Source organism: Bordetella muralis, assembly GCF_965139205.1.
GTDB lineage: Bacteria > Pseudomonadota > Gammaproteobacteria > Burkholderiales > Burkholderiaceae_B > Bordetella_A > Bordetella_A muralis.
In genome coordinates this window covers 16,463-40,603 of record NZ_CBCSIU010000025.1, presented here as the reverse complement: position 1 = coordinate 40,603, position 24,141 = coordinate 16,463, and the positions used below count along the sequence as shown (strand labels likewise).

At 61.3% G+C, this 24,141-nt stretch carries 21 protein-coding genes and 3 pseudogenes; 13 read left to right on the top strand and 11 right to left on the bottom strand.

The features are described 5' to 3' along the window. Positions 1 to 29 precede the first annotated feature (29 nt). The 4 genes from ACNA0I_RS23495 (at position 30) to ACNA0I_RS23480 (ending at position 2,124) form a co-directional block, all read left to right on the top strand. Entirely contained in the window at positions 30 to 194 is a 165-nt protein-coding gene (locus tag ACNA0I_RS23495; protein ID WP_094819754.1) for a rubredoxin, read from the top strand. 49 nt (positions 195 to 243) lie between these two features. After that, positions 244 to 858, top strand: coding sequence for a YqgE/AlgH family protein (locus ACNA0I_RS23490; RefSeq protein WP_415808442.1), 615 nt, complete (start codon positions 244 to 246; stop codon positions 856 to 858). After that, complete coding sequence (gene ruvX / locus ACNA0I_RS23485; RefSeq protein ID WP_415808441.1) at positions 851 to 1,246, top strand: Holliday junction resolvase RuvX; 396 nt, start codon at positions 851 to 853, stop codon at positions 1,244 to 1,246. The genes ACNA0I_RS23490 and ruvX overlap by 8 nt, the downstream gene beginning before the upstream one ends. A gap of 128 nt (positions 1,247 to 1,374) precedes the next feature. Then, positions 1,375 to 2,124, top strand: a complete 750-nt coding sequence (locus tag ACNA0I_RS23480; protein ID WP_415808440.1) for a lysophospholipid acyltransferase family protein — start codon at positions 1,375 to 1,377, stop codon at positions 2,122 to 2,124. A gap of 316 nt (positions 2,125 to 2,440) precedes the next feature. Here the strand turns inward: ACNA0I_RS23480 and ACNA0I_RS23475 are convergent, their stop codons facing one another. The 5 genes from ACNA0I_RS23475 to ACNA0I_RS23455 all read right to left on the bottom strand — a co-directional run bounded on the left by ACNA0I_RS23475 (position 2,441) and on the right by ACNA0I_RS23455 (position 8,714). Continuing rightward, positions 2,441 to 2,695: a formate dehydrogenase subunit delta gene (locus ACNA0I_RS23475; protein WP_415808439.1), complete on the bottom strand. Its 255-nt coding sequence runs from the start codon at positions 2,693 to 2,695 to the stop codon at positions 2,441 to 2,443. A gap of 6 nt (positions 2,696 to 2,701) precedes the next feature. Next, positions 2,702 to 3,532, bottom strand: coding sequence for a formate dehydrogenase accessory sulfurtransferase FdhD (fdhD, locus tag ACNA0I_RS23470; protein WP_415808438.1), 831 nt, complete (start codon positions 3,530 to 3,532; stop codon positions 2,702 to 2,704). 30 nt (positions 3,533 to 3,562) lie between these two features. Further along, positions 3,563 to 6,448: a formate dehydrogenase subunit alpha gene (gene fdhF / locus ACNA0I_RS23465; protein WP_415808437.1), complete on the bottom strand. Its 2,886-nt coding sequence runs from the start codon at positions 6,446 to 6,448 to the stop codon at positions 3,563 to 3,565. Positions 6,449 to 6,465: 17 nt separating this feature from the next. Then, entirely contained in the window at positions 6,466 to 8,001 is a 1,536-nt protein-coding gene (locus ACNA0I_RS23460; RefSeq protein ID WP_415808459.1) for a formate dehydrogenase beta subunit, read from the bottom strand. Positions 8,002 to 8,144: 143 nt separating this feature from the next. Continuing rightward, the gene (locus tag ACNA0I_RS23455) at positions 8,145 to 8,714 is read right to left on the bottom strand and encodes a formate dehydrogenase subunit gamma (protein ID WP_415808436.1); all 570 of its coding nucleotides are present in this window, start codon (positions 8,712 to 8,714) and stop codon (positions 8,145 to 8,147) included. A gap of 158 nt (positions 8,715 to 8,872) precedes the next feature. Here ACNA0I_RS23455 and ACNA0I_RS23450 point away from each other — a divergent pair, with 158 nt between their 5' ends. After that, positions 8,873 to 9,955, top strand: a complete 1,083-nt coding sequence (locus ACNA0I_RS23450; RefSeq protein WP_415808435.1) for a substrate-binding domain-containing protein — start codon at positions 8,873 to 8,875, stop codon at positions 9,953 to 9,955. Positions 9,956 to 9,991: 36 nt separating this feature from the next. Beyond that, on the top strand, positions 9,992 to 11,104 hold the full coding sequence (moaA, locus tag ACNA0I_RS23445; RefSeq protein ID WP_415808434.1) for a GTP 3',8-cyclase MoaA: 1,113 nt from the start codon (positions 9,992 to 9,994) through the stop codon (positions 11,102 to 11,104). Between the two features lie 70 nt (positions 11,105 to 11,174). On the opposite strand, the pseudogene ACNA0I_RS23440 reads toward moaA, so the two are convergent. The 5 genes and pseudogenes from ACNA0I_RS23440 to moaC all read right to left on the bottom strand — a co-directional run. After that, positions 11,175 to 11,947: pseudogene (locus ACNA0I_RS23440) on the bottom strand (molybdopterin molybdotransferase MoeA); the annotation flags it as partial. A 15-nt stretch (positions 11,948 to 11,962) separates the two neighbouring features. Beyond that, positions 11,963 to 12,380: pseudogene (locus ACNA0I_RS23435) on the bottom strand (molybdopterin molybdotransferase MoeA); the annotation flags it as partial. A gap of 42 nt (positions 12,381 to 12,422) precedes the next feature. Continuing rightward, positions 12,423 to 12,905 carry a molybdenum cofactor biosynthesis protein MoaE gene (locus ACNA0I_RS23430; RefSeq protein WP_415808433.1) on the bottom strand — a complete coding sequence of 161 codons (483 nt, stop codon included), beginning with the start codon at positions 12,903 to 12,905 and terminating at the stop codon, positions 12,423 to 12,425. A 4-nt stretch (positions 12,906 to 12,909) separates the two neighbouring features. After that, positions 12,910 to 13,161, bottom strand: coding sequence for a MoaD/ThiS family protein (locus ACNA0I_RS23425; protein WP_415808432.1), 252 nt, complete (start codon positions 13,159 to 13,161; stop codon positions 12,910 to 12,912). Next, on the bottom strand, positions 13,142 to 13,630 hold the full coding sequence (gene moaC, locus ACNA0I_RS23420) for a cyclic pyranopterin monophosphate synthase MoaC (RefSeq protein WP_415808431.1): 489 nt from the start codon (positions 13,628 to 13,630) through the stop codon (positions 13,142 to 13,144). The genes ACNA0I_RS23425 and moaC overlap by 20 nt, the downstream gene beginning before the upstream one ends. A 145-nt stretch (positions 13,631 to 13,775) precedes the next feature. Between moaC and ACNA0I_RS23415 the strand changes: the two genes are divergently transcribed. From ACNA0I_RS23415 to ACNA0I_RS23400, 4 genes and pseudogenes are all read left to right on the top strand, one after another. Next, positions 13,776 to 17,414: a DUF748 domain-containing protein gene (locus tag ACNA0I_RS23415; RefSeq protein ID WP_415808430.1), complete on the top strand. Its 3,639-nt coding sequence runs from the start codon at positions 13,776 to 13,778 to the stop codon at positions 17,412 to 17,414. A gap of 119 nt (positions 17,415 to 17,533) precedes the next feature. After that, entirely contained in the window at positions 17,534 to 18,037 is a 504-nt protein-coding gene (locus ACNA0I_RS23410) for a peroxiredoxin (protein ID WP_415808429.1), read from the top strand. Between the two features lie 158 nt (positions 18,038 to 18,195). Continuing rightward, positions 18,196 to 18,586 (top strand): annotated as a pseudogene (locus tag ACNA0I_RS23405) (MFS transporter); the annotation flags it as partial. 1 nt (position 18,587) lies between these two features. Beyond that, on the top strand, positions 18,588 to 19,596 hold a 1,009-nt coding region (locus ACNA0I_RS23400; RefSeq protein ID WP_415808428.1), incomplete at its 5' end, for an MFS transporter. Between the two features lie 24 nt (positions 19,597 to 19,620). On the opposite strand, the gene ACNA0I_RS23395 is transcribed toward ACNA0I_RS23400, so the two are convergent. Further along, a complete protein-coding gene (locus ACNA0I_RS23395) occupies positions 19,621 to 20,493 on the bottom strand; it encodes a LysR substrate-binding domain-containing protein (protein ID WP_415808427.1) in 873 nt (290 codons plus the stop codon). Positions 20,494 to 20,648: 155 nt separating this feature from the next. Here ACNA0I_RS23395 and ACNA0I_RS23390 point away from each other — a divergent pair, with 155 nt between their 5' ends. The 3 genes from ACNA0I_RS23390 to ACNA0I_RS23380 are packed head-to-tail and all read left to right on the top strand — an operon-like array spanning position 20,649 to position 24,100. Further along, positions 20,649 to 21,650 (top strand): Bug family tripartite tricarboxylate transporter substrate binding protein, encoded by a 1,002-nt coding sequence (locus ACNA0I_RS23390; RefSeq protein ID WP_415808426.1) that lies wholly within the window; start codon positions 20,649 to 20,651, stop codon positions 21,648 to 21,650. Positions 21,651 to 21,682: 32 nt separating this feature from the next. After that, a complete protein-coding gene (locus ACNA0I_RS23385) occupies positions 21,683 to 23,065 on the top strand; it encodes an MmgE/PrpD family protein (protein ID WP_415808425.1) in 1,383 nt (460 codons plus the stop codon). A gap of 51 nt (positions 23,066 to 23,116) precedes the next feature. Continuing rightward, positions 23,117 to 24,100 carry a Bug family tripartite tricarboxylate transporter substrate binding protein gene (locus ACNA0I_RS23380; protein ID WP_415808424.1) on the top strand — a complete coding sequence of 328 codons (984 nt, stop codon included), beginning with the start codon at positions 23,117 to 23,119 and terminating at the stop codon, positions 24,098 to 24,100. Positions 24,101 to 24,141 lie beyond the last annotated feature (41 nt).

The window sequence follows — 24,141 nt, the reverse complement described above, 5'->3', positions numbered from 1 at the left end:
GCAATTGATGTAACAGAGAAAAGAGAACTATGCGTACTTGGATGTGTTTGATTTGTGGCTGGGTATACGATGAAGAGTCTGGCCTGCCAGAAGAAGGCATTGCGCCGGGCACCCGCTGGGAAGACGTCCCGCCGAACTGGGTCTGTCCCGAGTGCGGCGCCCGGAAAGAAGACTTTGAATTGATGGAAATCTGAACGTGCGGGCAGCCTGGCTGTCCCCGTCCAGCCCCAACAAGGGGATGTTATGACCGACGAGCATTACGATACGCATGCTGATGACGCGGACGACGATACGTCCCAGGCACCGGCCACCGATTTTTCCAACCAGTTCCTGATCGCCATGCCGCAGATGGTCGAGGGCAATCTGGCTGGGTCGGTCATTTATATTTGCGAGCATACCCAGCGCGGGGCGTTGGGGTTGGTGATCAATCGCCCTACCGACCTGACCTTGTCCGGTTTGTTCGAGCGTATTGACCTGAAACTCGAAATCCAGCCGGTGAACGATGCGCCGGTCTTCTTTGGCGGCCCGGTGCAGACAGATCGCGGATTTGTCCTGCATGCGCCTGCCGGGGACTACAGCTCGAGCATCAAGTTGGGCGATCTGGCCCTGACAACCTCGCGCGATGTGCTGCAAGCTGTTGCCGATGGTAACGGGCCCGCGCGCATCTTGGTGACGCTCGGTTATGCCGGGTGGGGCGCTGGCCAACTCGAAAGCGAAATGGCCCAGAACGCTTGGCTGAGCGTAGGTGCTGACGCCAAGGTCATCTTCGATGTGCCGCCCGAAGACCGCTACCCCGCGGCGTTGAAACTGCTGGGCGTCGATCCCGTCATGCTGTCCGGCGGTGCGGGGCATGCCTGAGGAAACCCTGCTGGCCTTCGATTTCGGGGAAAAGAAAATCGGTATCGCCATCGGGAACACCTTGACCCGGCAAGCGCGGCCGCTGGAAATCATTTTCTCCGAAGTGCGCGATGCCCGGTTTGGGCGCATTGCCCAATTGCTCGAAGAATGGCAGCCCCAACGCGTGATCGTGGGGCTGGCATTGGCCCCTGACGGCGGAGAACAACCCGCCACCGCCCGCTGTCGCCGGTTTGCCAATCAGCTTCACGGCCGTTTCGGCTTGACGGTCGAGCTCGTCGACGAGCGCGGCTCCAGCATGGAGGCCCAGCAATTGCTGGGCACGAACGAGCCCGATGACGCGATGGCCGCCTCGGTCATCCTGCAACGCTATCTCGATGCCTTGCCTTGACCCCTATCCGCTCGTGCAGCGAGGTGCCGTCCCAACGGTAATGAGATGCCAGCAAGCAATCACAGGTATGATGCTGGCCGGCCGACCGCCCCACGGGAGGGCACGCTGATGGCCAGGGAGTCCTGAACTTGTCTTTGCTCAAGTTTCCACGCATCGTTCTGCGTTTGATCCTCGTGGTGCTGTGGATCATTTTTGGCTTGCTCTGCGTAGGCCTTGTCTATCCCTTTCTGGGGCTGTCCGCACGTGCGCGGCTAAATCGCTTCTGGTCACGCTGGCTGATGTCGTTTTGCGGCATCCGCGTGGTTGTCAGCGGTCAACCCCTGCTGACCGGTGCAGTCCTGTGGGTCGCCAACCACGTCTCCTGGATCGACATCTTTGTCGTCAACTCCGTTCGCGCCACCTCGTTCGTGGCCAAAAGCGAGATCCGCAGCTGGCCTGTCATAGGCTGGCTTGCTGCAGGCGCCGGCACCCTATTTATCGAACGAGGCCAACGTCATGCCGTCCATGCCGTCGGCGAAGCCGTCCAGGCCCGTTTTAAACAAGGCGAGGCCGTTGGCCTATTCCCCGAAGGCACTACCAGCGAAGGCGACACCGTCCGTCCCTTCCACGCCAGCCTCTTCGAGCCTGCCCGCGTAGCCTGTATCCCGATCCAGCCTGTCGTCCTGCGCTTTCTGCAACACGGCCAGCGCAGTCCTTTGGCCGCCTTCGTCGGCGAAGAAACCCTTGCCACCAATCTCTGGCGCGTCCTGGGCGCCACAGGCCTCTCAGTCGAAGTCGAATTCGTCGCCCCGCTGGCCACACAGGCCCCCGATGGCACCCCAGTCACCCGATTGGAAATCTCCAAACAAGCCCGCTCCGCCATCGCCGACCGTTTATAAAAAAAGCCCGCCCCACGAAGCCTAAGCAAGACACCCGTCCCGGCGATGCGGGAAGCCTGAGACATCGCGAGTCGAGCAGGGGCAATCACGGTGTGGGGGCGCCTCGTGGTCGAGCGAGGGAAACCGAAGGAGCGCAGCGACGAGGTTGACGAAGCGATGTCGGCCGCGCAGGCGGCCGACCGACNNCGCGAAGCCCCAACACGGCCACTGCCCCGCACCGACGCCAAAAGAACTCATTTCTAACGACAGCAAACGAAAACACGACCCGCAAAAGCAGCCCGAAACCTGCAGCACCAGCCTAAACCCACAGGAGCGATCAAACAGCTCGCACCGGAACCAGCCGCGTCCGGTATCGCGTAACCGCCTCGACCATCAACGCATGCAGGCGGACCTCATCACCCTGGCCATCCGCGTGCTGAGCCAGGAAATCCAGCAACGCAATGCGCATGCGGGGTTCCCAGGATTTTTGAATATGTGTGGCGGCGCCTTCGAGGGCTTCTTCGCGGTCGGGCAGGGCATCGAAGTAATCGCCGATGCGATTGGCCATGCGGATCAAGTTGGCAATATCCATGACGGTTCAGCTCTGGATGCGTTCAGCATGTGAGTAAATGGTGGCGTCGGCATTGCGTACGAAACCAAGCAATGCCACGTTAGTGTTTTGTGCCAGCCGAATCGCCAGCGCAGTCGGTGCCGAGACCGCCGCCAGGATGCCGATCCCGGCAGCCGCGCACTTTTGCACCATTTCGAAACTGGCGCGGCTCGACACCAGGGCCAAGCCCTGCTGGAACGGTTCATCACGACGGGCCAGCGCACCGATCAGCTTGTCCAAGGCGTTATGACGTCCAACGTCCTCGCGCACCATGTGAACCTGGCCATCGGTATCGGCCCATGCCGCGGCATGAGTCGCCCCAGTGATGTCGTGCAAAGTCTGGCTCGCCCGCATTGCCCGCATCGCCCGCAGAATCGCCGATATCGCGACAGGCGACGCATCGGGAGCAGGTGCGACTGCCCGCAACACCTCCGGCAGGGTTTCAACACCGCACAGCCCGCAACCTGTGCGGCCTGCCATCGCGCGCCGGCGTTCTTTCAGGCGGACCTCGCAGGCGCTCGAAATCTCGATCTGCACAACGATGCCGTCGTGCTGCGGGACGACATCGATGCCACGCACGTCGGTGGGCCGATCGATGATGCCCTCCGTCAAGGAAAAGCCCAGTGCAAAGTCTTCCAGATCGGCAGGCGAGGCGAGCATCGTCGCGTGGCTGATGCCGTTGTATTCCAATGCGATGGGCGTTTCCTCGGCGACGCGATCGACTTGCGTGACAGACTCTGTCGTGCCGCCTCGCACGCGCACGACAGAGGTCTGCGCGCAGTCTGCGCGATGCCGGATGAACGAAGGTTGACGATCCATGAAATCAATACTTGTATCGAAGGAGACGATCTATTTACTGACGACGGCAGCTTCGTTGTCACGGGCACGCTCGCTCAGCAGTTTGTGCTGAATGTCGGTGAAGCGCGACCATTGGCGTTGCCATTCAGACGGTTGCGAGACACGCATCAGTTGCACCGCGGTGACCTTGTATTCCGGGCAGTTGGTTGCCCAGTCGGAATTGTCTGTGGTCACTACGTTGGCGCCGGACTCGGGAAAATGGAAGGTGGTGTACACCACGCCCGGCTGCACGCGGTCGGTCAGGGTGGCGCGCAGCACCGTTTCGCCCGAGCGGCTTTGCACGCCGACCCAATCGCCTTCGGATACGCCGCGGTCTTCGGCGTCCTGGGGATGCATTTCCAGCACGTCTTCGCTGTGCCAGGCCACATTGTGCGTGCGGCGGGTCTGGGCGCCCACGTTGTACTGAGACAGAATGCGCCCCGTCGTCAGTAGCAGCGGGAACTTGCGTGTGCTGCGCTCATCCGACGGGACGTATTTGGTGATCATGAATTTGCCTTTGCCCCGGACGAATTCATCAATATGCATGATGGGCGTGCCATCGGGCGCAGCCTCGTTGCAGGGCCATTGCAGGCTGCCCATTTGATCGAGTTTGGCGTAGGTCACACCGGTGAACGTAGGCGTGAGCCGGGCGATCTCGTCCATGATTTCGCTGGGGTGCGCGTAGTTCATGGGATAGCCCAGCGCATTCGAGAGTGCGACGGTGACTTCCCAATCGGCCATGCCGTTGCGAGGCTCCATGACTTTGCGCACGCGCGAGATGCGGCGTTCGGCATTGGTGAAGGTGCCGTCTTTTTCCAGGAACGATGAGCCGGGCAGGAAGACGTGCGCGTATTTGGCCGTTTCGTTCAGGAACAGGTCCTGGACCACGATGCATTCCATTGCCGCCAGCGAGGCAGCCACGTGCTGCGTATTGGGATCGGACTGCACGATGTCCTCGCCCTGGCAGTACAGTCCCTTGAAACTGCCGCCCAACGCGGCCTCGAACATGTTGGGGATGCGCAGGCCCGGCTCGGGTTGCAGGGTGACGCCCCAGTCGGCCTCGAATTGCGCACGTGCTGCGTTATCGGAGACGTGACGGTAACCCGGCAGCTCATGCGGGAACGAGCCCATGTCGCAGGAGCCTTGCACGTTGTTCTGGCCGCGCATGGGGTTCACGCCTACGCCTTCGCGGCCGATGTTGCCCGTGGCCATGGCCAGGTTGGCGATGGCCATGACGGCGGTCGAGCCTTGGCTGTGTTCCGTGACGCCCAGGCCGTAATAGATCGATCCATTGCCGCCTGTGGCGTAGAGTCGGGCCGCGCCGCGCACATCCGTCGCAGGCACGCCTGTGATGTCTGCAGTGGCTTCTGGCGAATTTTCGGGGCGCGCCACAAAGTCGCGCCATTCGTTAAAGGCTTTGGCTTCGCAACGTTGTGCCACGAAGTCCTCGGCGACCAGGTTTTCCGTGACGATGACATGCGCCAGCGCGGTCAACAAAGCGACGTTGGTGCCGGGACGCACGGGCAGGTGATAGTCGGCCTTGATATGCGCCGAGTTCACCAGCTCGATGCGGCGCGGATCGATGACGATCAAGCGCGCGCCCTGGCGCAGACGGCGCTTCAGGCGCGACGCAAAGACCGGATGCGCGCTGCTGGGATTCGAGCCCATCAGGACGACCACATCGGTATGCATGACCGAATCAAATGTCTGCGTGCCCGCGGATTCACCCAGGGTCTGCTTCAGGCCATAGCCGGTCGGCGAATGGCAGACGCGGGCGCAGGTGTCGACGTTGTTGGTGCCAAAGGCCGCACGAACGAGTTTCTGTACGAGCCAGGTTTCTTCGTTGGTACAGCGCGAGGATGTGATGCCCCCGATGGAATCGCGGCCATACGTGGCCTGCAGGCGGCGGAATTCCGACGCGGTGTAGGCGATGGCTTCTTCCCACGAGACCTCGCGCCAGGGATCCGTGATGTGTTTTCGGATCATGGGCTTGAGCACGCGTTCCTTGTGCGTGGTGTAGCCCCAGGCGAATCGGCCCTTGACGCAGGCATGGCCGCGATTGGCCTGGCCGTCTTTCCAGGGCACCATGCGCACGACTTCCTGGCCTTTCATTTCGGCCTTGAAACCGCAACCGACACCGCAATAGGCGCAGGTCGTGATGACCGAGTGTTCGGCCTGGCCCATCATGATGACGGATTTTTCTTGCAGGGTAGATGTCGGGCATGCCTGGACACAGGCGCCGCAGGAAACGCAATCGCTTTCCAGGAACGATTGGTTCTGGCCGGCGGTCACGCGCGAGGCAAAGCCCTTACCGGAAATCGTCAACGCGAATGTGCCCTGGGTTTCCTCACAGGCGCGCACGCAACGGTTGCAGACGATGCATTTGGACGGATCGTAGGAAAAGTATGGATTGGACGCGTCGGTTTCGTCTTTCAGATGATTGGCGCCGTCGTAGCCATAACGCACCGCGCGCAATCCCACTACGCCTGCCATGTCCTGCAGCTCGCAGTCGCCGTTGGCAGGGCAGGTCAGACAGTCGAGCGGGTGGTCGGAGATATAAAGCTCCATGACGCCGCGCCGCAGATCATGTAGTTTGGGCGTTTCGGTGGCGACTACCATGCCGTCTTCGACGGGCGTGGTGCATGAGGCGGGATAGCCGCGCCGGCCCTCGATCTGCACCAGGCACAAACGGCACGAGCCAAAAGGCTCCAGGCTGTCGGTGGCGCAGAGTTTCGGGATGTTGATACCGGCCTCGGCCGCGGCACGCATGACGGAGGTGCCTTCGGGGACGGAGATTTCCTGGCCGTCGATAGTCAGGGTAACGAGGCGGGCATCCGCTTGTGTGCCGCGGGCGGGCGTGCCCAGATCGCGGTCGCGTTTGATGACGGTTTCGAGCATGGCGGGTCTCGTTCGAATCAGGCCTGATGAGAGGCGGTTGGGTTGCCGGACGTGGCAGGCGCTGCGATGCCGAAGTCTTCAGGGAAATGGTTCAGCGCGGATAGCACCGGGTAGGGCGTCATGCCGCCCAATGCACAGAGCGAGCCGCCCAGCATGGTGTCGCACAGATCGCGCAGCAGATGAATGTGCTGCTCGTGTTGCGGGCCGCGGGCACGGATTTTGTCCAGCGTTTCCTGTCCGCGTACCGCACCGATGCGGCAGGGCGTGCATTTGCCACAGGACTCGACGGCGCAGAACTCCATGGCATAACGCGCCATGCGGCTCATGTCGACCGTATCGTCAAAGGCGACAATGCCGCCATGGCCTACCATGGCCGAGATCTTGACGTATGCCTCGTAGTCCAACGGTACATCCCATTGGGATTCAGGGAGGTAGGCGCCTAGCGGACCACCGACTTGTACTGCGCGCAGAGGCCTGCCCGAGGCACTGCCGCCGCCGTAGTCGTACAGCAACTCGCGCAGTGTGATGCCGAATGCGACTTCGACCAGGCCGCCGTGTTTCAGATTGCCCGCCAGTTGGAAGGGCAGCGTGCCTTGTGAACGGCCCATGCCATAGTCGCGGTAATACGCAGCCCCGCGCGCCAGAATCACGGGCACCGTGGCGAGCGAAATCAGGTTGTTGATGACGGTGGGTTGGCCGAACAATCCGGAGATCGCGGGTAACGGAGGCTTGGCGCGCACGACACCACGTTTGCCCTCCAGGCTTTCGAGCAGCGACGTTTCCTCGCCGCAGATATAGGCGCCGGCGCCTTTGCGGACCTCGAGGTCAAAACGTTTGCCGCTGCCTTGTATATCGTCACCCAGCCAGCCTGCATGGTGAGCCCGGGCGATGGCTGCATTGAGCGTGTCGATGGCTTGGGGGTATTCCGAACGGACATAGATATAGCCGTAGGTCGCGCCGACCGCCAGGCCGGCGATGGTCATGCCTTCGATCAACAGAAAGGGATCGCCCTCCATGATGAGCCTATCGGAGAAAGTACCGGAGTCGCCTTCGTCCGCATTGCAGACGATGTATTTCTGCGGCGCGGGTGTGGTCAGGACGGTTTTCCACTTGATGCCCGTCGGAAAGGCGGCACCGCCTCGCCCGCGCAATCCGGACGTCGTGACTTCCTCGACGATCTGCTCCGGCGTCATCGTCAGTGCCCGCCGTAAGCCTTGCAACCCGTCGTGAGCGAGGTAGTGGTCCGTGGACAACGGATCGGTGATGCCGACTCGGGAAAACGTCAGGCGCTGCTGGTTTTTGAGATAGGGAATCGCTTCGGTCAATCCCAGATTCAGGGGATGCGCGCCGCCATGCAGCCAATCGGCTTCGAACAGGCTGGCGACGTCTTCGACCTGGACAGGGCCATAGGCGATGCGGCCCGCCGGCGTCACGATTTCGGCCAGTGGCTCCAGCCAAAGCATGCCGCGCGATCCGTTGCGCACTAGCTGGATCGTGAGATTGCGGCGGCGGGCTTCTTGTTCGATGGCCAGCGCGACGGCGTCGGCGTCCATGGCCAGTGCCGCTGCATCGCGGGGCAGGTAGATGGTGATGATGTCAGGTTTGGCTGAAACGCCTGTCGACGATGCGGCGTTGACGCCATCAGTCGTCACAGTGGCGTCAACGGATGCGACGGTGGGCTGTGAGGGAGCGGTGTTCAAGCTGTTGCCTCCTGAGTGCGTTGCATCGCGCGATCCAGAATGCGGTCAAGCTTGTCGGGCGTGACGCGCGCATGAGGTTTGCCATCCAGCATGACCGCGGGGGATTGCGCACATAGCCCCAGGCAATACACGGGCTCAAGGGTGACGGTGCCATCGCTCGTCGTGCCATGAAAATCACAGCCCAGGGCCTGCCGTGCATGGTCGGCCAAGCCCTCGGCGCCCATGGCTTGGCAGGATTCTGCGCGGCAGACTTCCAGTACGTGCTGGCCAGCGGGTTCGGTACGGAAATGGGGATAAAAACTCACGACGCCATGGACTTCGGCGCGGGACAGGTTCAGGGCCTCGGCGATGGTGGGAACCGCGTCGGCCGGAATACAGCCGAGCTGGTCTTGCACGTCGTGCAAGATCGGCAACAGTGCGCCGGGTTGGCCTCGCCACTGCGTGGCGGCCTGCGCAGCGGCTTTGACGGCCGGCGTGGCTGACTGACGAGCGGCCGAGAGGGCCGACTCACCGCCGCGTGCACCGGCGCTGCCGGGGGGATTCGGCGTTGCCTGAGGGGTGGACATGCAGATCTCCTGGAGGCGGCTTTGTGATCGTGCCGCGTCGGTTTCTTATTGCTAGCTGCTTGCATTGATAATATGCTTTGTAAAGCATATAAAATGAACGCAACGTGCTCATTGGCCGTACTGTAAACACCTAACTTACGGTGTTCAATAGGAAATTAATGACATATAAGTTCCGAATCGGGCTGCGCCCGCAATGGGTACTGGAGGGAGACGCCGAGCACCCGCCTCAGGCGCTGCATGACATGTTGGCGTTGCTGTCCGCGATCGATGCGACAGGCAATATCGCCGGCGCCTGCCGCGCCTGCAGTCTGTCGTACCGGCACGCCTGGGGGGTGTTGCGTCGATTCGAGGCCCTATTCGGCACGCCGCTGTTGATCACCAATCGTCGTCAGGGCACGAAGCTGTCGCCGTTTGCACAGCGCTTGTTGTGGGCCAACCGCCGTATCGAGGCCCGGTTGATGCCCACACTGGAGAGCCAGGCATCCGAGCTGCAGGAAGAACTGGAAAAACTGCTGCCCGAGACGATGCCGCACCTGCGCCTGCACGCGAGCCATGGTTTCGCGGTAGAAGCGTTGATGCAGCACATGAGCGGACGGCAGTCCGGCCTGGAACTGCGTTATCGCACGGCGATCGAGGCGCTGGCTGCGCTGGAGCGCAACGAATGCGATCTGGCGGGTTTCCAGGTGCCGAGCGGTGCGTTCGAGGGGCCTATCCTGGCGCGTTACGCGCAATGGTTGTCGCCGGATGATTATCTGTTGATTCATCTGGCGGTGCGCAACACGGGCTTGTTTGTGATGCCCGGTAATCCGAAGCATATTCGCGGTATGGCGGACCTGGCGCGGCCGGATGTACGTTTTGTAAATCGGCAGATCGGCTCCAGCACCCGTTATCTGGTGGGATTGATGCTGGAGGAAGCAGGCGTATCGGTCAGCGAGGTGCAGGGGTACGAGACCAACGAGTTCACCCATATGGCGATCGCGGCACATATTGCCAGCGGGATGGCCGATACGGGTGTTGGCGTTGAAACGGCCGCCGGACGGTTCGGATTGGATTTCATCCCGCTGGTGCTGGAGCGATATTTCTTTGCCATACGCCGCGAGTCGCTGGAAACGCCCGCCATGCAGGACCTGCTGAGCATCATGCGAGGCCATGAGTACCTGTCGTACGTGCGCCAATTGGTGGGCTACGATACGACGAATACGGGGCAGTTACAGACTTTGCACGAGGCATTCGGCCGATAGAAAGAGTTCCGCGCCATTGCGCGATATGATATTTCAATGAGCAAAGTTATTTTCCTGACCGATCACACTGCGTCGCGAGCCGCCCAGCTGCCGCAGTCAGCATTGCCGCCACCAGGGCAGCCGGCGCAGGATAAGTTTGCCAGGCCGATGCGCGATTTGCGGATTTCGGTCACGGATCGCTGTAATTTCCGCTGTACGTACTGCATGCCGCGCGAGGTGTTCGACGGCAACTATGCGTTCATGCCGCATTCGGCGATGCTGTCGTTCGAGGAAATCACTCGTGTGGCGCGATTGGGCGTACAACTGGGTGTCCAGAAAATCCGGCTGACGGGCGGCGAACCGCTGCTGCGTAAAAATATCGAAATCCTCATCGGTATGCTGGCCGAATTGCGCACGCCAGAGGGCAGGCCGCTGGAATTGACCTTGACGACTAACGGCACCTTGTTAGGCCGTAAAGCAGCGGCGTTGAAACAGGCGGGGTTGACGCGGGTGACGGTGAGCCTGGATGCGCTGGATGCCGAGATGTTTGCTCGGCTGAGCGACAGTACGTTCACGCCGGATGACGTGTTGCGCGGCATCGATGCGGCGGCCGAGGCGGGACTGGCGCCTGTCAAGGTCAACATGGTGGTGCGCCGCGGACTGAACGATGACCAGATAGTGCCGATGGCAAGGCATTTCCGGCATACCGGCCATGTGCTGCGATTCATCGAATATATGGATGTGGGCAACACCAACGGATGGAATTTGCAGGAGGTCGTGCCCAGCGATGAGGTACTGCGCAGCATTTCGGAGCAGTACCCGTTGCGGGCACTGGATGCCGAGGTGATGGGCCGTGTGGCAGAGCGTTGGGCCTATACCGATGGCGGCGGCGAAATCGGCGTGATCTCCAGCGTCACGCATGCATTTTGCAGCGGATGCACACGTGCACGGTTGTCGCCGGAAGGCAAAATCTTTCTGTGTTTGTTTGCATCGCAGGGGCACGATCTGCGTACGCTGTTACGCAGCGGCGCAGACGATGAGCAGGTCGCGCGTGCGATGGCCGGGATTTGGGCGCAGCGCGATGATCGATACTCTGAACTGCGGGGACGCGGCGTGCCGATTGTGCCGCAGGGTGAGCGCAAGGTAGAGATGAGCTATATCGGCGGGTGACTCGATTTCAATCGATGCACAAAAAAGGCGGCTGTGAAATAGCCGCCTTTTTTCATGCTGATTTGACGGGTTACGCCAGCCAATGCGCCACGTCGTAGTACTTCACGATATCGCCATCGTTGACGGTTTCTCCTGCCGGGGTACGCGCCAGCCCGCTTGCCCAGGGCATGGAGCTGATCACTGATGAGTCCTGGTTTGCGTAAGGCACGAGTTCTGGTGCGCCTTCGGCGGTTTGGCGCCATTGCACACGCAGAAATTCCTCGCGGCTGTCTTTGTGCGGGCGCGACAGGCGCAGCGCTGCGGCGCTGACTTGCGGAAATAGGTTGGTCCGCCCTTGCATGCGCCGCACCAGCGGCGAGACCAGCATGGCGTATACCGCATAGACCGAGACGGGATTGCCCGGCAGGCAGACAACGGGTTTGCCGTCGATATGGGCCAAGGCGACCGGCTTGCCCGGTTTCATACGGACTTTCCAGAGCGCCAGTTTGCCGCCCAGGGACTCCAGTACGGGTTTGACGAGATCCTTTTCACCAACGGACACGCCGCCGATGCTCAACAGCAGATCGCAGTCGGCCAGGATGGTGGTGATGGCGGCGCGCAGGTCGGGTTCGTTGTCGCGGGCATGCAGCACGTGTATCGCCTGCGCGCCCGTTTTCTGCACCAGGGCGGCCAGCATGGGGCCATTGCAGTTGTAGATCTGCTGCGCGGCGCGTGTTTCGCCGGGATGAACCAGTTCGTCGCCGGTGGTCAGGATGCCCACGCGTAATGGCGCAAATACTTGAACCTGCGTCAGCCCTTGAGAGGCCAGGAGCGCGATATGCGCGGCCTCCAGCACGGTGCCGGNGGCCAGCAGGGGCNGGCCGGCGGTGGTGTCCATACCGCGTTTGCGTACGAATTCTCCGGCCTTTGGAGCTTGCAGGATGTGGACCTGTCCGTCGGATTCGCGGGTGTTTTCCTGGATGACGATGGTGTCGGCGCCGTCGGGGATCAAACTGCCCGTGAACAGCCGCGTGGCCTGACCCGGAATCAGCGCGGCCGGCATTTCGCCTGCATAGGTCCGTTGCTGTACAGGCAGGACGGCATCAGGCTGGTAATCCGCGTAGCGGATGGCATAGCCATCCATGGCGCTGTTATCGGCGGGAGGCAGATCCAGCGTGGCTGCCAGATTGACCGCCAGGACACGGCCCACGGCGTGGGCCAAGGATACGGTTTCGTGGCGAGTGACCGGCGCGGCCGCCTGGGCCAGCAGGGTTTGAGCACTCTCGAAATCTAGCAGATCGTTATTCATGCGATGTACGTCGGACAGGACAGTATGGGGCTAGCGGCGAAGGGAATTGGGGGCATGCGAGTCGTTCCAGGCCTCGGTGCGCTCCTGGTCGGATTGGCGGGACTCGACCCAGAAACTGCTGCCGTCGGACAGGGTTTCCCGTTTCCAGAACGGTGCGCGGGTTTTCAACGCGTCGATCATGTATTCGCAGCCCCGGAACGCGTCGCCGCGATGGGCGCTGGCGGCCGCCACGAAGACGATCTGGGCGCTGCGGGGCAGGGCGCCGACACGATGGGCGATGACGGTACCGGCCAGATTCCAACGCTCGCGCGCCGTATCTGCGATTTCATGCAACTGGCGTTCGCACATGCCGGGATAGTGCTCCAGGAACAGTGTCTCGGTCGCTTGATCCGAGGAAAAGTCGCGCACATAGCCTGTGAACGTGACGATCGCACCTGCCTGGGCGCCGACCTGCTCGCGCAGACCCGCCAGCAATGCCGTGCTGTCGAAGTCGGCTTCCTGAACGATGATCATGGTGTCAGCCTCCCGTGACGGGTTCGAAAATCGCGACCTCGTCGCCCGGCTGGATCGAGGCGGTGGCTTTGGCGTGGTTCTGGTTGATCGCCAGTTTCAGGCGTGCCGCCGGCGCCAGGTCCGGATACTGGGCCTGCAGGGCCTGCAGCAGTTCGGCGCCCGTTGTCGGCTCGGCCAGCGGCCAGGCTTCGTTGCGCTTGCCTACCAGTTCGGCGACCCGCGCAAAATACAGCAGATTAATGGTTGCGCCACTCACCGCTTTTTCCTCCTGCCTTGTATTCAAGGTGTATTTGTTCAATCAGGATGCCTTTGTCGGCAGCCTTGCACATATCGTAAATGGTGAGCGCCGCAACGCTGCAGGCGGTCATGGCTTCCATTTCGACGCCGGTTTTGTAGCGGGTGCGGCACGTAGCCCGGATCTCGACAGTATGGGTGTCGTCGTTCAGGGCGAACTCTACCCCGACAAAGGCCAATGGCAGGCTGTGACAGAGCGGGATCAGCTCTGCGCAGCGCTTGGCCGCCAGGACGGCGGCGACGCGGGCCGTGTTGAGCACTTCGCCCTTTCCCTGGCCCGGTTGGGTCAACAGGCCGTAGGCCACGGCGTTCATGCGTACGCGGCCAGCCGCAATGGCGATGCGGTCGGTTTCGGTCTTGGCGCCAACGTCAACCATGCGGATCTGGCCGGATTCGTCCAGATGGCTAAGCGTAGGAGATGAAGAGGACATGGGGTAGAAAAAATGTTAACGATTGAAAACGAAAGCGGGTTTTCGCCCGAGCCAGGCTTGGCTACACCCTATGATAGACGAGCTATGGTTCCGAGGGGATAATTGCCCTTGCCTATGCCCGGCTGTTCACACCAGGAGATTACGCATGGCCCTTACGATGCCCAGGTTGAGATTCACTCGGCGTCTTGCAAAAATCCTTCTGTGGATAGTGGCCATTATTCTTATTCTGTTCGGCGTGGCTGCCTGGCAGGTGCCCAAGGTGCTGCGTTCAGCGCTGACTGGCGATGTCGCCCAGTTGTTGGGCCGGCCGGTGCAGGTCGGTGATATCAGTTTTAATCCTTTTACGCTGACTGTGCGAGCGCAGGACCTGGCGATCGAACAGCCGGACGGCGCGACACCGCTGCTGCAGGTCGGGCAGATGGAGGCCAGCGCCTCGTGGGCGTCATTGTTCTGGTTTGCGCCGGTGGTGGACTCTGTGCGAGTGCAGCGGCCGCAGATCGCGTTGGTGCGTGAGGACAAGACCACATTCAATTTCTCGGATATCCAGAAAAAACTGGCCGATATGGCGGCGGCTCAGCCCGAGCCCGAAAAGAAAGACGAGGACGCCGGGCTGCCGCGTTTTTCTTTGAATAACCTGGTGCTGGAAGGCGGCGCGATCACCCTGGATGACAAGGTGACCGGCCGTAAACAACAGATCGACGAGATCACGCTCGGCGTGCCTTTTATTTCCTCGTTTGGCTATGCGACGGATATCGATGTCGAGCCGCTGGTGCATTTGCGTATTAACGGCAGTCCGCTCGATATGCGGGGCGTGGCCCGGCCGTTCGAGGCCGTGCCCTCGTCGACGTTGAATGTGGATTTTCGGGGGCTGGAGCTGGAAAAATGGGCAGATGTGTGGCCCATGGCTCTGCCGATCAAGGTCGAACGGGCATTACTGGATTCGAATCTGAAGGTCGTGTTCGAGCAGCCGCGCGACGCGGCGGCAAAGATCCTGGTGACAGGGGATGTGGGACTACGGCAATTGGATCTGCGCGAGGCCTCGGGCGCGTCGTTGGTCCAATGGAGCACGCTGGAGGTGCAGCGGGTCAGGCTCGATATGCTGGCCAAGCAGTTTTCGATCGGCCAGGTGGACATGTGGTCGCCGGTGCTGCAGACCAGCCGGGATGCGAATCAACAGCTGAATTGGCTGCGCGTGGTCGACAAGCTCAAGGCCTTGGGAGGACCGGCGACTACTGCGACGGCGAAAGCTGATAAGCCGGCTGCAGTTCGATCGGCGGAAGGTAAATCGGCCACTGATAAACCTGCTGCGGCGCAAGCCGCTGATGGCAAGCCGGTCAGTGATAAGGCGACTGTTGAGGCCAAGGCATCGGGACACAATGGCGTCGCCCCGCTGCAAGCCGTCGCGGCAACGACGACGGCCGCTGTTGCGCCTGCATCGAGCGTACCGAAGTCGAATACCACTGACGGGAATGCCGCCGTGGCGTCGGGAAATGCACCCGCCGCGCAGGACGAAGCCGCCACACCTGCTGCCAAGGCGCCGGACGAGTGGCAGATCGCGGTCGATGCGATCAATATTCACGATGCTGAACTGCGTGTGCAGGACGCGGTGACCAAACTCAACACCACCTTTGCGGGCGTGGCGGTCACGGTGGAAAGCGTGCAGTTTCCGCAGCCGGCGAAGCAGCCCATCAATTTGTGGCTGACGATGGATAACCCAGGAGACGGCGGCTGGATACGCTCGAAAGGTCCGCTGATGCTCAGCCCATTGAGCCTGAAGCTCGATTTTCGCGCTGGCCATCTGGGGCTGGCTCAATATGCGCCGGCAGTGCGCAGCCTGTCGCCGATCCAGGTACTGGATGGTTTGCTCGGCGTGCAAGGATTGATCACCGTGGCCCAACAGGGCAATGCGACGCAAGTCGCGGCGACGGGCGTCAAAGTTGATTTGTCTCAATTGGCCGCGCGTGACGAATCACAGAAACCGGCGGTGGATCTGGGTGTGAAACAGCTCAGCCTGGCGGCCGATCGGGTGGCGCTCGATGCCACGCCGACGCCGTTCACGCTGCAGGCCGCGGGTGTGCAGGGCGATGGCAGTCTGGCACTGCAGGGTACCTTGATCACGCAGCCTTTGGCGTTGCAAACCAAAGTGGATCTGCAGAATTTCAACGCGGCATCGTTGGCGGCTTATGGCGCGTCGAGTCTGAATGCGACGGTGCGCTCGTTGGTCGTGGGCGCTAATGGCGAAGCGGCATTCACGGCGGCGGCGGGAAATGCGCCGATGAAGGCCAATTGGAAAGGCGGCGTGGACATCACCGATCTGCATCTGGCGGATCGCGTGAACCGCGATGACTTTCTGCGCTGGAAAACCCTGGATCTGAGCGGCATGCAGGTGTCGGTCAACGGCGATCAGTTTGCCGCCAATCTGGGCGACATCACGTTGGATGATTTTTACGGCCGTATTCTGCTCAGTGCTGACGGTCGTTTGAACGTGATGGATCTGGTGGCCGAGCCGGGGCAGGCCGGCGGGTCGATTACTCAGGATACCCAGACGCGCGGACGCTCGGCACGCGAGGCCCAGGCCGCCAAGACCGGCAAACTGCCGGATATCGCCCTGAACAGCGTCACGCTGAAAAATGGCCGCATGACGTTCACCGATCACTTCGTCAAACCGAACTATACGGCCCAGCTTTCTCGTATCGAAGGCGGTTTGTCGGCAGTGTCGTCGCGTGCACCCAAACCTGCCAAGGTCAATGTGACGGGGCGTGTTTACGACACAGCACCCTTGTCGATCGGTGGGACGGTGCAGCCTTTTGCCGAGTTTCTATCCCTGGATTTGAAGGTCTCGGCCAAGGGAGTTGATTTACCCCGCTTTACGACGTATTCCTCGAAATATGTGGGCTATCCCATCAAGCGTGGCAAGTTATCGGTGGACTTGCAATACAAGTTGGAAGACCGCGCGTTGCAGGCCACGAATCATGTGGTGCTGAATCAATTGACGTTCGGCGACAAGACGAACAGCCCGGATGCGACGACCTTGCCTGTGATGCTGGCCGTATCCCTGTTGAAAGACAGCAAGGGCAACATCGATATCAATCTGCCGATTTCAGGCTCGCTGGACGATCCTGAGTTTTCGGTCGGCGGAATTATTCTGCGGGTGTTGGGCAATTTGCTGGTCAAGGCAGTGACCTCGCCGTTCTCGTTGCTGGCGTCGGCGTTTGGCGGTGGCGAAGAGCTGTCGTATATCAATTTCGAGCCTGGCAGCGCGGTGTTGGCCACAGATGCGGACGAACGGATTTCGACCCTGGCCAAGGCGCTGAATGATCGGCCAGCCCTGAAGCTGGATATCATCGGCCGCGCAGATCCGACGACGGATGAGGAGGGCTTGCGCCAAGCCTGGGTCGATCGTCAGATTCGCCGCGCCAAGGCTGAGGACACCTCGGGCAAAGGTAAAAAGCCTGATCTCTCTACGGTCACGGTATCGAGCGCCGAACGAGCCAAGTATCTCGAAGAAGTCTACGACGATACCGATATCGAGGAAAAACCGCGCAATTTCATTGGCATGGCCAAATCGATTCCAGCTGATCAGATGGAGTCTTTGCTGCGCAAGGCCGCACCGATCAATGAGCAGTCGCTGGAACGATTGGCGCAGGCGCGTGCGCAGGCCGTCTATGAAAAGCTGCAGGAGATCGGACCGGCCGACCGTATTTTCATTGTGACGCCTAATCTCGAGGGCGGCGCAGGCGAGGGCGAGGCTCTGCCCTCACGTGTGGAGTTTTCGTTGCAATGATGCACGGCAGTCAATGTGGTTCTTTCGTTGTCATCAAACGCAAGCCCTCGACTTGGCACTATGATGAGGGTTTGGCGGACGGCTCGCGTCCGCGTTTCTGCGTTCACTTGGAGATGTAAATGACGATCAAAGTCGGCGATCGCGTGCCTGATGGCACCCTGACTGAGTTTTTCGAGACCGAAGCCAATGGTTGCTCCCTGGGACCCAACGCTTTTCAGGTCGCAGATCTGGTCAAGGGCAAGACGATTGCCCTGTTCGCCGTGCCGGGCGCTTTTACGCCGACGTGTTCGGCTAAACACCTGCCAGGCTACGTCGAGCAAGCGGCAGCCCTGAAGGCCAAGGGCGTGGACGAAATCTGGTGCGTGTCGGTCAATGATGCGTTTGTGATGGGCGCATGGGGCCGCGAACAGCACACCGAAGGCAAGGTCCGCATGCTGGCCGATGGCGCAGCTCACTGGACGCGTGCGTTGGGTCTGGAGCTGGATCTGGATGCGCGTGGGATGGGCATTCGTTCGCAGCGTTATTCGGCGTTGTTGAAAGACGGCGTTGTGACGCAATTGAACGTCGAAGCGCCTGGCAAATTCGAGGTCAGCGACGCGGGCACGATGTTGTCGCAGCTTTAATTTTTTCCGCCCGGGGCTATCCCTGTCACCGGGCAGCCCCAGGGCAATTTCCTTGGCGGTGAGCCTGGACACAGGCACAGTCCTTGCGGGCGGCTTTGCGCCCGGCAAATTTGAGCGGCTTGCGCACCGCGTAGTGTGATGGCACGTTCCTGCATCCCATGTTGACCACGATTTCTTCTTTTTCGTCGCTTTATCTGGCGACGCTGCTGATGTTGATCGGCGGCGGTCTGTTCAATACTTACATGGGGTTGCGGCTGACTGCGCAGTCAGTCAGTGAGATCTGGATCGGTACGTTGATTGCCGGGTATTACCTGGGGCTGGTGTGCGGCGCGCGGCTGGGACACAAGCTGATCATCCGGGTGGGGCATATCCGGGCTTTTGTGGCCTGTGCGGCGATTTCGACTTGCATGATTCTGGCGCAGATCGTGGTCGACTACATGCCGGTCTGGCTGGTGTTTCGCCTGGTCGCCGGGATCGTCATGGTGACCGAGTTGATGGTCATCGAAAGCTGGCTCAACGAACAAACAGAAAATCATCAACGCGGCCGTGNGTTTTCGGTCTATATGGTGGTGTCCGGGTTGGGCACGGTGCTGGGGCAATTGGTGCTGACCGCGTATGGCTCGCTGGATGAGCAGCCGTTGGTGTTGGTGGCGGTTTGTATGGTGCTGTGCCTGGTGCCGATTGCGGTGACGGCGCGTTCTCACCCGCCGACGCCTGTGCCGGCGCCTCTGGACTTTCCGTTTTTCCGCGAACGGGTGCCGTTGTCGTTGACGGTGTTGTTTGTTGCGGGGAATCTGTCGGGGGCATTTTATGGCCTGGCCCCCGTTTTTGCATCGAAGTACGGGATGACGACGTCGCAGTCGGCACTGTTTGTGGCGGCGGGGGTGACCGCAGGCTTGTTGTCGCAATGGCCGATGGGGTGGTTGTCGGATCGGATCAATCGCGCGGGGTTGATTCGTTTTAATGCGTGTCTATTGGTGTTGTTGCCAGCGGTGCTGTGGGGGTGGTTGACGTTTCCGTTCTGGGCGTTGGTGTTGCTGTCATGTGTGTTCGGGGTGTTGCAGTTCACGCTGTATCCGCTGGGGGCGGCGTTTGCCAACGATCATGTGGAGTCGGACCGGCGCGTGAGCCTGAGCGCGGTGTTGTTGATGACTTATGGGGTGGGGGCTTGTCTCGGCCCGCTCGTGGCGGGGGCGTTGATGTCGGTGGGCGGGCCGAATATGTTCTATGTGTTTGTGTCGGCCTGCGCATTGATTCTGGTGTGGCGAGTGCGGCCGGCACGGGTGACGGGAGCGCATCAGGTGGATGAGGCGCCGGTGCATTTTGTGCCGATGCCGGATAGTTTGCAGAGTTCGCCGGCCTCGGTGACGTTGGATCCTCGGGTGGATATCGAGGCGGATGCGGCGATGGAGATGGTGTCGCCGGAGCCGGATGTGGTGCAGGTGCCGGCTTCTGCGGATGTCACGGAGACCGCTGCGGCTGACCCGGTGCTCAATGAGGTCACGGCCGCGGCAGAGGCTGACGACGAACGCTCAGCGCAGGCTGGCGGGCGGTCTTGAGGCGCCGGGCAGAGCCTTCGTTGCCTACTTCTGGTCAATCATCCAGTTGGCAAAGGTGCTGAACGGCAGCGTGGCCGCTCGTGCCGGATCGCTGACCAGGTAATAGCCGTCGCCGCTGCGCGCACTGTGCGCCAGGGGCTGTACCAATTGGCCGGTGGCAAAGTCCTGGGTGATATAGGCGCGCTGCGTCACGGCGATGCCCAGACCCTCGGCGGCGGCCTGTAGGCACAGCACCGCGTTGGCCAGCGAGATAAAGCGCGTGTCGCTGTTTGCGGCCAGGCCGATCGATAGCAACCAGCGATCCCAACAGTCCGGCGCAATCATCGAATTCAACAAGGTTTCACCCAACACGTCCTCGGGCGTGCGCAGGCGCTTGGCCAGCGATGGTGCGCAGGCCAATACCAGCTCGTCGGGAAACAGCAAATCGGCGCGCAGTCCCGGCCAGTTGCCATTGCCCCGCCGCACGACGAAATCGGCGTTGTGCAGGTCAGTGTCATCGGCGCGAGCGACCGTGGCAACCTCAATGTCGATATTGTCGTGTTGCGCGTATAGCGAGCCCAGCCGGGGCATGAGCCATTTGATGGCGAGGCTGGGAATGACTTTGACCCGAATGCGGGGGTTGGCGCCGGCCTCGCCGGCCTTGGCCAGCACCGACTCGAGCTGATCGAACAAGTGGGCGGCCTGTATGGCCAGTTCGGTACCTGCTGTCGTGAAACCAATGTCGCGACCGCTTTTTTGCACCAATCGCACGCCCAGGTCTGCTTCCAGCCGGCGCAACTGATGGCTGACTGCGCTCGGTGTGATGTGCAGGAGTTCGGCGGCCCGGCCCACGCCGCCGCCGCGATGCACGGCATCTAGTACGCGCAGTGGGCCGAGGCGGTTTCTCAGTTTGTGCATTGTTGAGATGGATTCAATGATTGAGAAATAAGTTTCCACAGACATCAGAGAGGAAGCGGCCTACAGTCTGTCCTATCCAATAAAACCAAATCAAGTGTCGGATTGGTGTTAGCGCTGCGGTATCGCCGCTGGCCATCCTGCCACGAGGAGACAGAATGACCAAGTTTCATCGACGCCGGGCAATCGCCCGCGTACTGATCCCGTTTGCCTGCGTCGCACTTTTTGGGGGCTTGCGCGCCGAGGCGGCTTATCCCGAGCGTCCCATCAAACTCATTGTGCCGTTTGCCGCGGGCAGTGCGGCCGATACGTTGTCGCGCGTGGTGGCCACGGCCTTGAGCGAGCAACTCGGCCAGCCTCTGGTGGTAGACAACAAAGGTGGGGCGGGCGGCACGATCGGCACGGTGGACATTGCGCGTTCCAAGCCCGATGGCTACACGCTGGGTATCGCCGCGCAGGGGACTTTTGTCAACAACCAAGTGCTCTACAGTTCGCCAGGGTACGACTCCATCAAGGATTTCAGTTTCATCAGCGTGATCGCTGATGTGCAGAATCTGTTGGTCGTGTCCGAGAAATCGCCTTATCAGAGCGCGCCGGCGCTGCTGGAAGCGATCAAGGCCAAGCCGCCGGAGACTTTCCGCTACTCATCCAGCGGTGTGGGCACCAGTCACCATATCGCCGGCGCTACCGTCGCGCAGTATCTCGACAAGCCGCTCATGCATGTGCCCTATACCGGCGCGCCGCAAGGCTTGAGCGCGATCCTGAGCGGTGATGTGGACATGGGCCTCTACAACATGCCCGCGGCCATGGGCCTGGTGAAATCGGGCAAGCTGCGGCCGCTCGCCGTCACCGGGCCCAAGCGCTCGAGTTTGTTGCCTGACGTCCCTACGCTGGACGAGAGCGGTCTGCAAGGCTATTCGATCACGCTCTGGTGGGGTCTGGTGGGTCCGGCCCAACTGCCGCCCGACATTTCCGCGCATCTGTATGCCGCGCTGGACAAGGTCATGAGCAATCCGGCGTTGCGTGAGAAGCTGATCGGCCTGGGGTTCACTTTGCCCGATACGCCTCTTCCCCAGCCCGCCGCTTTCGAAGCGCTGGTGCGCCAGGATCTCGCCACCTGGATCCCGGTCCTGCAGAAATTGGGCACGTCGGCGCAGTGACGCCGCGGTAACTTACGAAGGAAACTCCTACTGTGCGATCCCTTTTAGTGACGCCGCCTTTGGCGCGTCAACTGGCCGACCTCGTCCTGTCGACCCGTGATGGCGACCTCCCGGCTTTGGCTCTCGAACATGCCAAGATGAGCCTGGCCAGCACGCTTGCCAGTGCCGCCGCGGGGTACGGTATCGAATCGGCCCGCATTATCCGCGAGCTGGATCTGGCAGATAGCGGCACGCCGATGGCGACTGTGTGGTTTGACAATGCCCGGTTGCCACTGGCGAGCGCGGCACGTGTGAACGCAGTGGCCAGCGATGCGGCCGCGTCAGATGATAGCGATATGCGTAGCATCGCGCACATCGGCACCATTGTCTCCAGTGCGGCGTTGGCCGTGGGCGAACGTGAGGGATCGAGTGGCCAGGATGTGCTGACCGCTATGGTGCTGGGCTATGAGATCGCCGGACGCATTGACGAGTCACTGACCCCCGGCCGCATGCAGCGTGGGTTTCACGGTTCGTTTTCCACGGTGTTTGGCGCCTGTGTGGCCGCCGGCCTGTTGTTGCGGCTGGATGCGCATCGGCTCGCTCACGCTATCGCGCTTTCGGCGACCTCGATCGGTGGTATGGCGATCGCGGCCGATACCAGTTGCGCGCGGGAGTATCACGCCGGGCTGGCCGCCAGCACGGGCATCCGAGCTGCGTTGGCGGCACAGTCAGGTTTCGAGGGTGAGTTGGCTGTGTTCGAGCAGCCGCGCGGGTTTCTCGATGCGTTGGGTGGGCAGGCGCGCGAGGACATCGTGCGCGACTGGGGGATGTCTTGGGACATTGTGACCGACATGGCCATCAAACTGATGCCGGGCGCACATCCTTTTCATGCAACCGCCGAAGCCGCGGCCGAGGCCGCACGGGCTGGCGGCCGCGTCAGTCCTGACGACGTTGCGCGCATCGTTGTGTCGGCGGCAGTGCAGTGGACCGATTTCAAGGGAAAACCCCATCCTCGTAATCTGGTCGACGCCGCTCACAGTCTGCATTATTTCGTCGCCGCGGCCATTGCCGATGACGGCTTTGCTTGGCAACACATGGACGCGGCCAAGATGGCTGATCCCGTGATCGCAGCGTTGCAGGACAAAGTCGAGTTTGATCCCGACCCGCCGCCACTGCCGGATCGCTTTCCTCATCGGCATGGCGGCAGTGTCACGATACATATGAAGGACGGCGCTATGCGTCACGCCACCTGCGTAGCGCCGCGTGGCGCCGGCGTGCGTGGCCTCGATTGGCGAGATGTAGAAGACAAGTTTTTTCAGCTGTTCCCGCGTGCGGGAATGCCCACGGACGCGGCCGAGACCTGCCTGGAAGCGATCGCGCATCTGGAGCGCGCCGACGCGGTCCATTCGCTGACGCGCTTGCTAAGCAGGCGTTGAGGTTTTTTTTTGAAGAAGGCCGCAAAGGCCATCATGCAAGGAGACAACAACATGAAACGACGCATCGCATCCGCGCTTGCCAGTATTGCTTTGTGCCTTGGCGTGAGTCACGCGGCCCTGGCCGATGACGCCTTTCCTTCCAAACCGGTCACTATCATCGTGGGCGTGGCTCCCGGCGGTAGCCTGGACGCCCTGGCCCGGTTGTTGGCCACAGAGCTTGGAAAAGTCACGAATAACACCTTTGTGGTGGAAAACGTCACCGGCGCGGGCGGGCTGTTGGGTTTTCAGCGGCTGGTTCGATCGGCGCCTGATGGCTACACGCTGATGTTCAGTAATCAATCCATGGTCCTGATCCCTTTGCTTTATCCCAAGGCCGGTTTGAACATCGTCAAGGACACGACAGCGATCGGCACAGTCGCCAATGTTCCCATGGTGCTCAGTGTGAGCAATCAGAGTGGTATCCAGGATCTACCTTCGATGTTGGCGGGCATGCGTAGTGGTGCGCTCAAGCTGTATTTTGGTTCGGGCGGCCCGGGCACGACCGCGCATCTGGCTGAGGCGTTGTTCTTGCGCATGGCCAATGTGCAGGCCGAACTGCTGCAGTATCGCGGTTCGGGGCCGGCGATTACCGATTTGATGGGCGGCACCATTCAGTCAGTGCTGGATCAGACAGTCACCATGCTGCCGCTGCACAAAGGCAAACAGATCAAGGCCATCGCTGTGGCGTCCAAGGAGCGTTTGCCGCAGATGCCGGACGTGCCGACTTTTGCCGAGGGCGGTCTGCCACAGTTCGATCTGCAGATATGGAACGGCTTGGTCGGGCCCAAGGATATGCCCAAGGATGTGGTCGAGAAACTTTCCGAGGCAGTGACCAAGGCGGTGCAGACACCAGCGTTCCGCGAGCGTATCGATACGCTCGCCGCGCAGATTCCCGCGGATGACGAACGCAGTCCCGCGGGGTTTGCGCGCACCCTGCAACGCGACCAGAAGCAATTCGCCGAGCTGGCCAAGCAGATCGGCCTGGAACCTCGCTGATCCAATCCCCGCGACGGCGCAGCAACTCGACGGCATAGCGT

Excerpts from the sequence above, each read along its gene's own strand:
- ACNA0I_RS23495 (WP_094819754.1), top strand. The coding sequence starts at position 30 with ATGCGTACTTGGATGTGTTTGATTTGTGGCTGGGTATACGATGAAGAG.
- ACNA0I_RS23490 (WP_415808442.1), top strand. The coding sequence starts at position 244 with ATGACCGACGAGCATTACGATACGCATGCTGATGACGCGGACGACGAT.
- ruvX (WP_415808441.1), top strand. The coding sequence starts at position 851 with ATGCCTGAGGAAACCCTGCTGGCCTTCGATTTCGGGGAAAAGAAAATC.
- ACNA0I_RS23475 (WP_415808439.1), bottom strand. The coding sequence starts at position 2,695 with ATGGATATTGCCAACTTGATCCGCATGGCCAATCGCATCGGCGATTAC.
- fdhD (WP_415808438.1), bottom strand. The coding sequence starts at position 3,532 with ATGGATCGTCAACCTTCGTTCATCCGGCATCGCGCAGACTGCGCGCAG.
- fdhF (WP_415808437.1), bottom strand. The coding sequence starts at position 6,448 with ATGCTCGAAACCGTCATCAAACGCGACCGCGATCTGGGCACGCCCGCC.
- ACNA0I_RS23460 (WP_415808459.1), bottom strand. The coding sequence starts at position 8,001 with ATGGACGCCGACGCCGTCGCGCTGGCCATCGAACAAGAAGCCCGCCGC.
- ACNA0I_RS23455 (WP_415808436.1), bottom strand. The coding sequence starts at position 8,714 with ATGTCCACCCCTCAGGCAACGCCGAATCCCCCCGGCAGCGCCGGTGCA.
- ACNA0I_RS23450 (WP_415808435.1), top strand. The coding sequence starts at position 8,873 with ATGACATATAAGTTCCGAATCGGGCTGCGCCCGCAATGGGTACTGGAG.
- moaA (WP_415808434.1), top strand. The coding sequence starts at position 9,992 with ATGAGCAAAGTTATTTTCCTGACCGATCACACTGCGTCGCGAGCCGCC.
- ACNA0I_RS23430 (WP_415808433.1), bottom strand. The coding sequence starts at position 12,905 with ATGATCATCGTTCAGGAAGCCGACTTCGACAGCACGGCATTGCTGGCG.
- moaC (WP_415808431.1), bottom strand. The coding sequence starts at position 13,630 with ATGTCCTCTTCATCTCCTACGCTTAGCCATCTGGACGAATCCGGCCAG.
- ACNA0I_RS23415 (WP_415808430.1), top strand. The coding sequence starts at position 13,776 with ATGGCCCTTACGATGCCCAGGTTGAGATTCACTCGGCGTCTTGCAAAA.
- ACNA0I_RS23410 (WP_415808429.1), top strand. The coding sequence starts at position 17,534 with ATGACGATCAAAGTCGGCGATCGCGTGCCTGATGGCACCCTGACTGAG.
- ACNA0I_RS23395 (WP_415808427.1), bottom strand. The coding sequence starts at position 20,493 with ATGCACAAACTGAGAAACCGCCTCGGCCCACTGCGCGTACTAGATGCC.
- ACNA0I_RS23390 (WP_415808426.1), top strand. The coding sequence starts at position 20,649 with ATGACCAAGTTTCATCGACGCCGGGCAATCGCCCGCGTACTGATCCCG.
- ACNA0I_RS23380 (WP_415808424.1), top strand. The coding sequence starts at position 23,117 with ATGAAACGACGCATCGCATCCGCGCTTGCCAGTATTGCTTTGTGCCTT.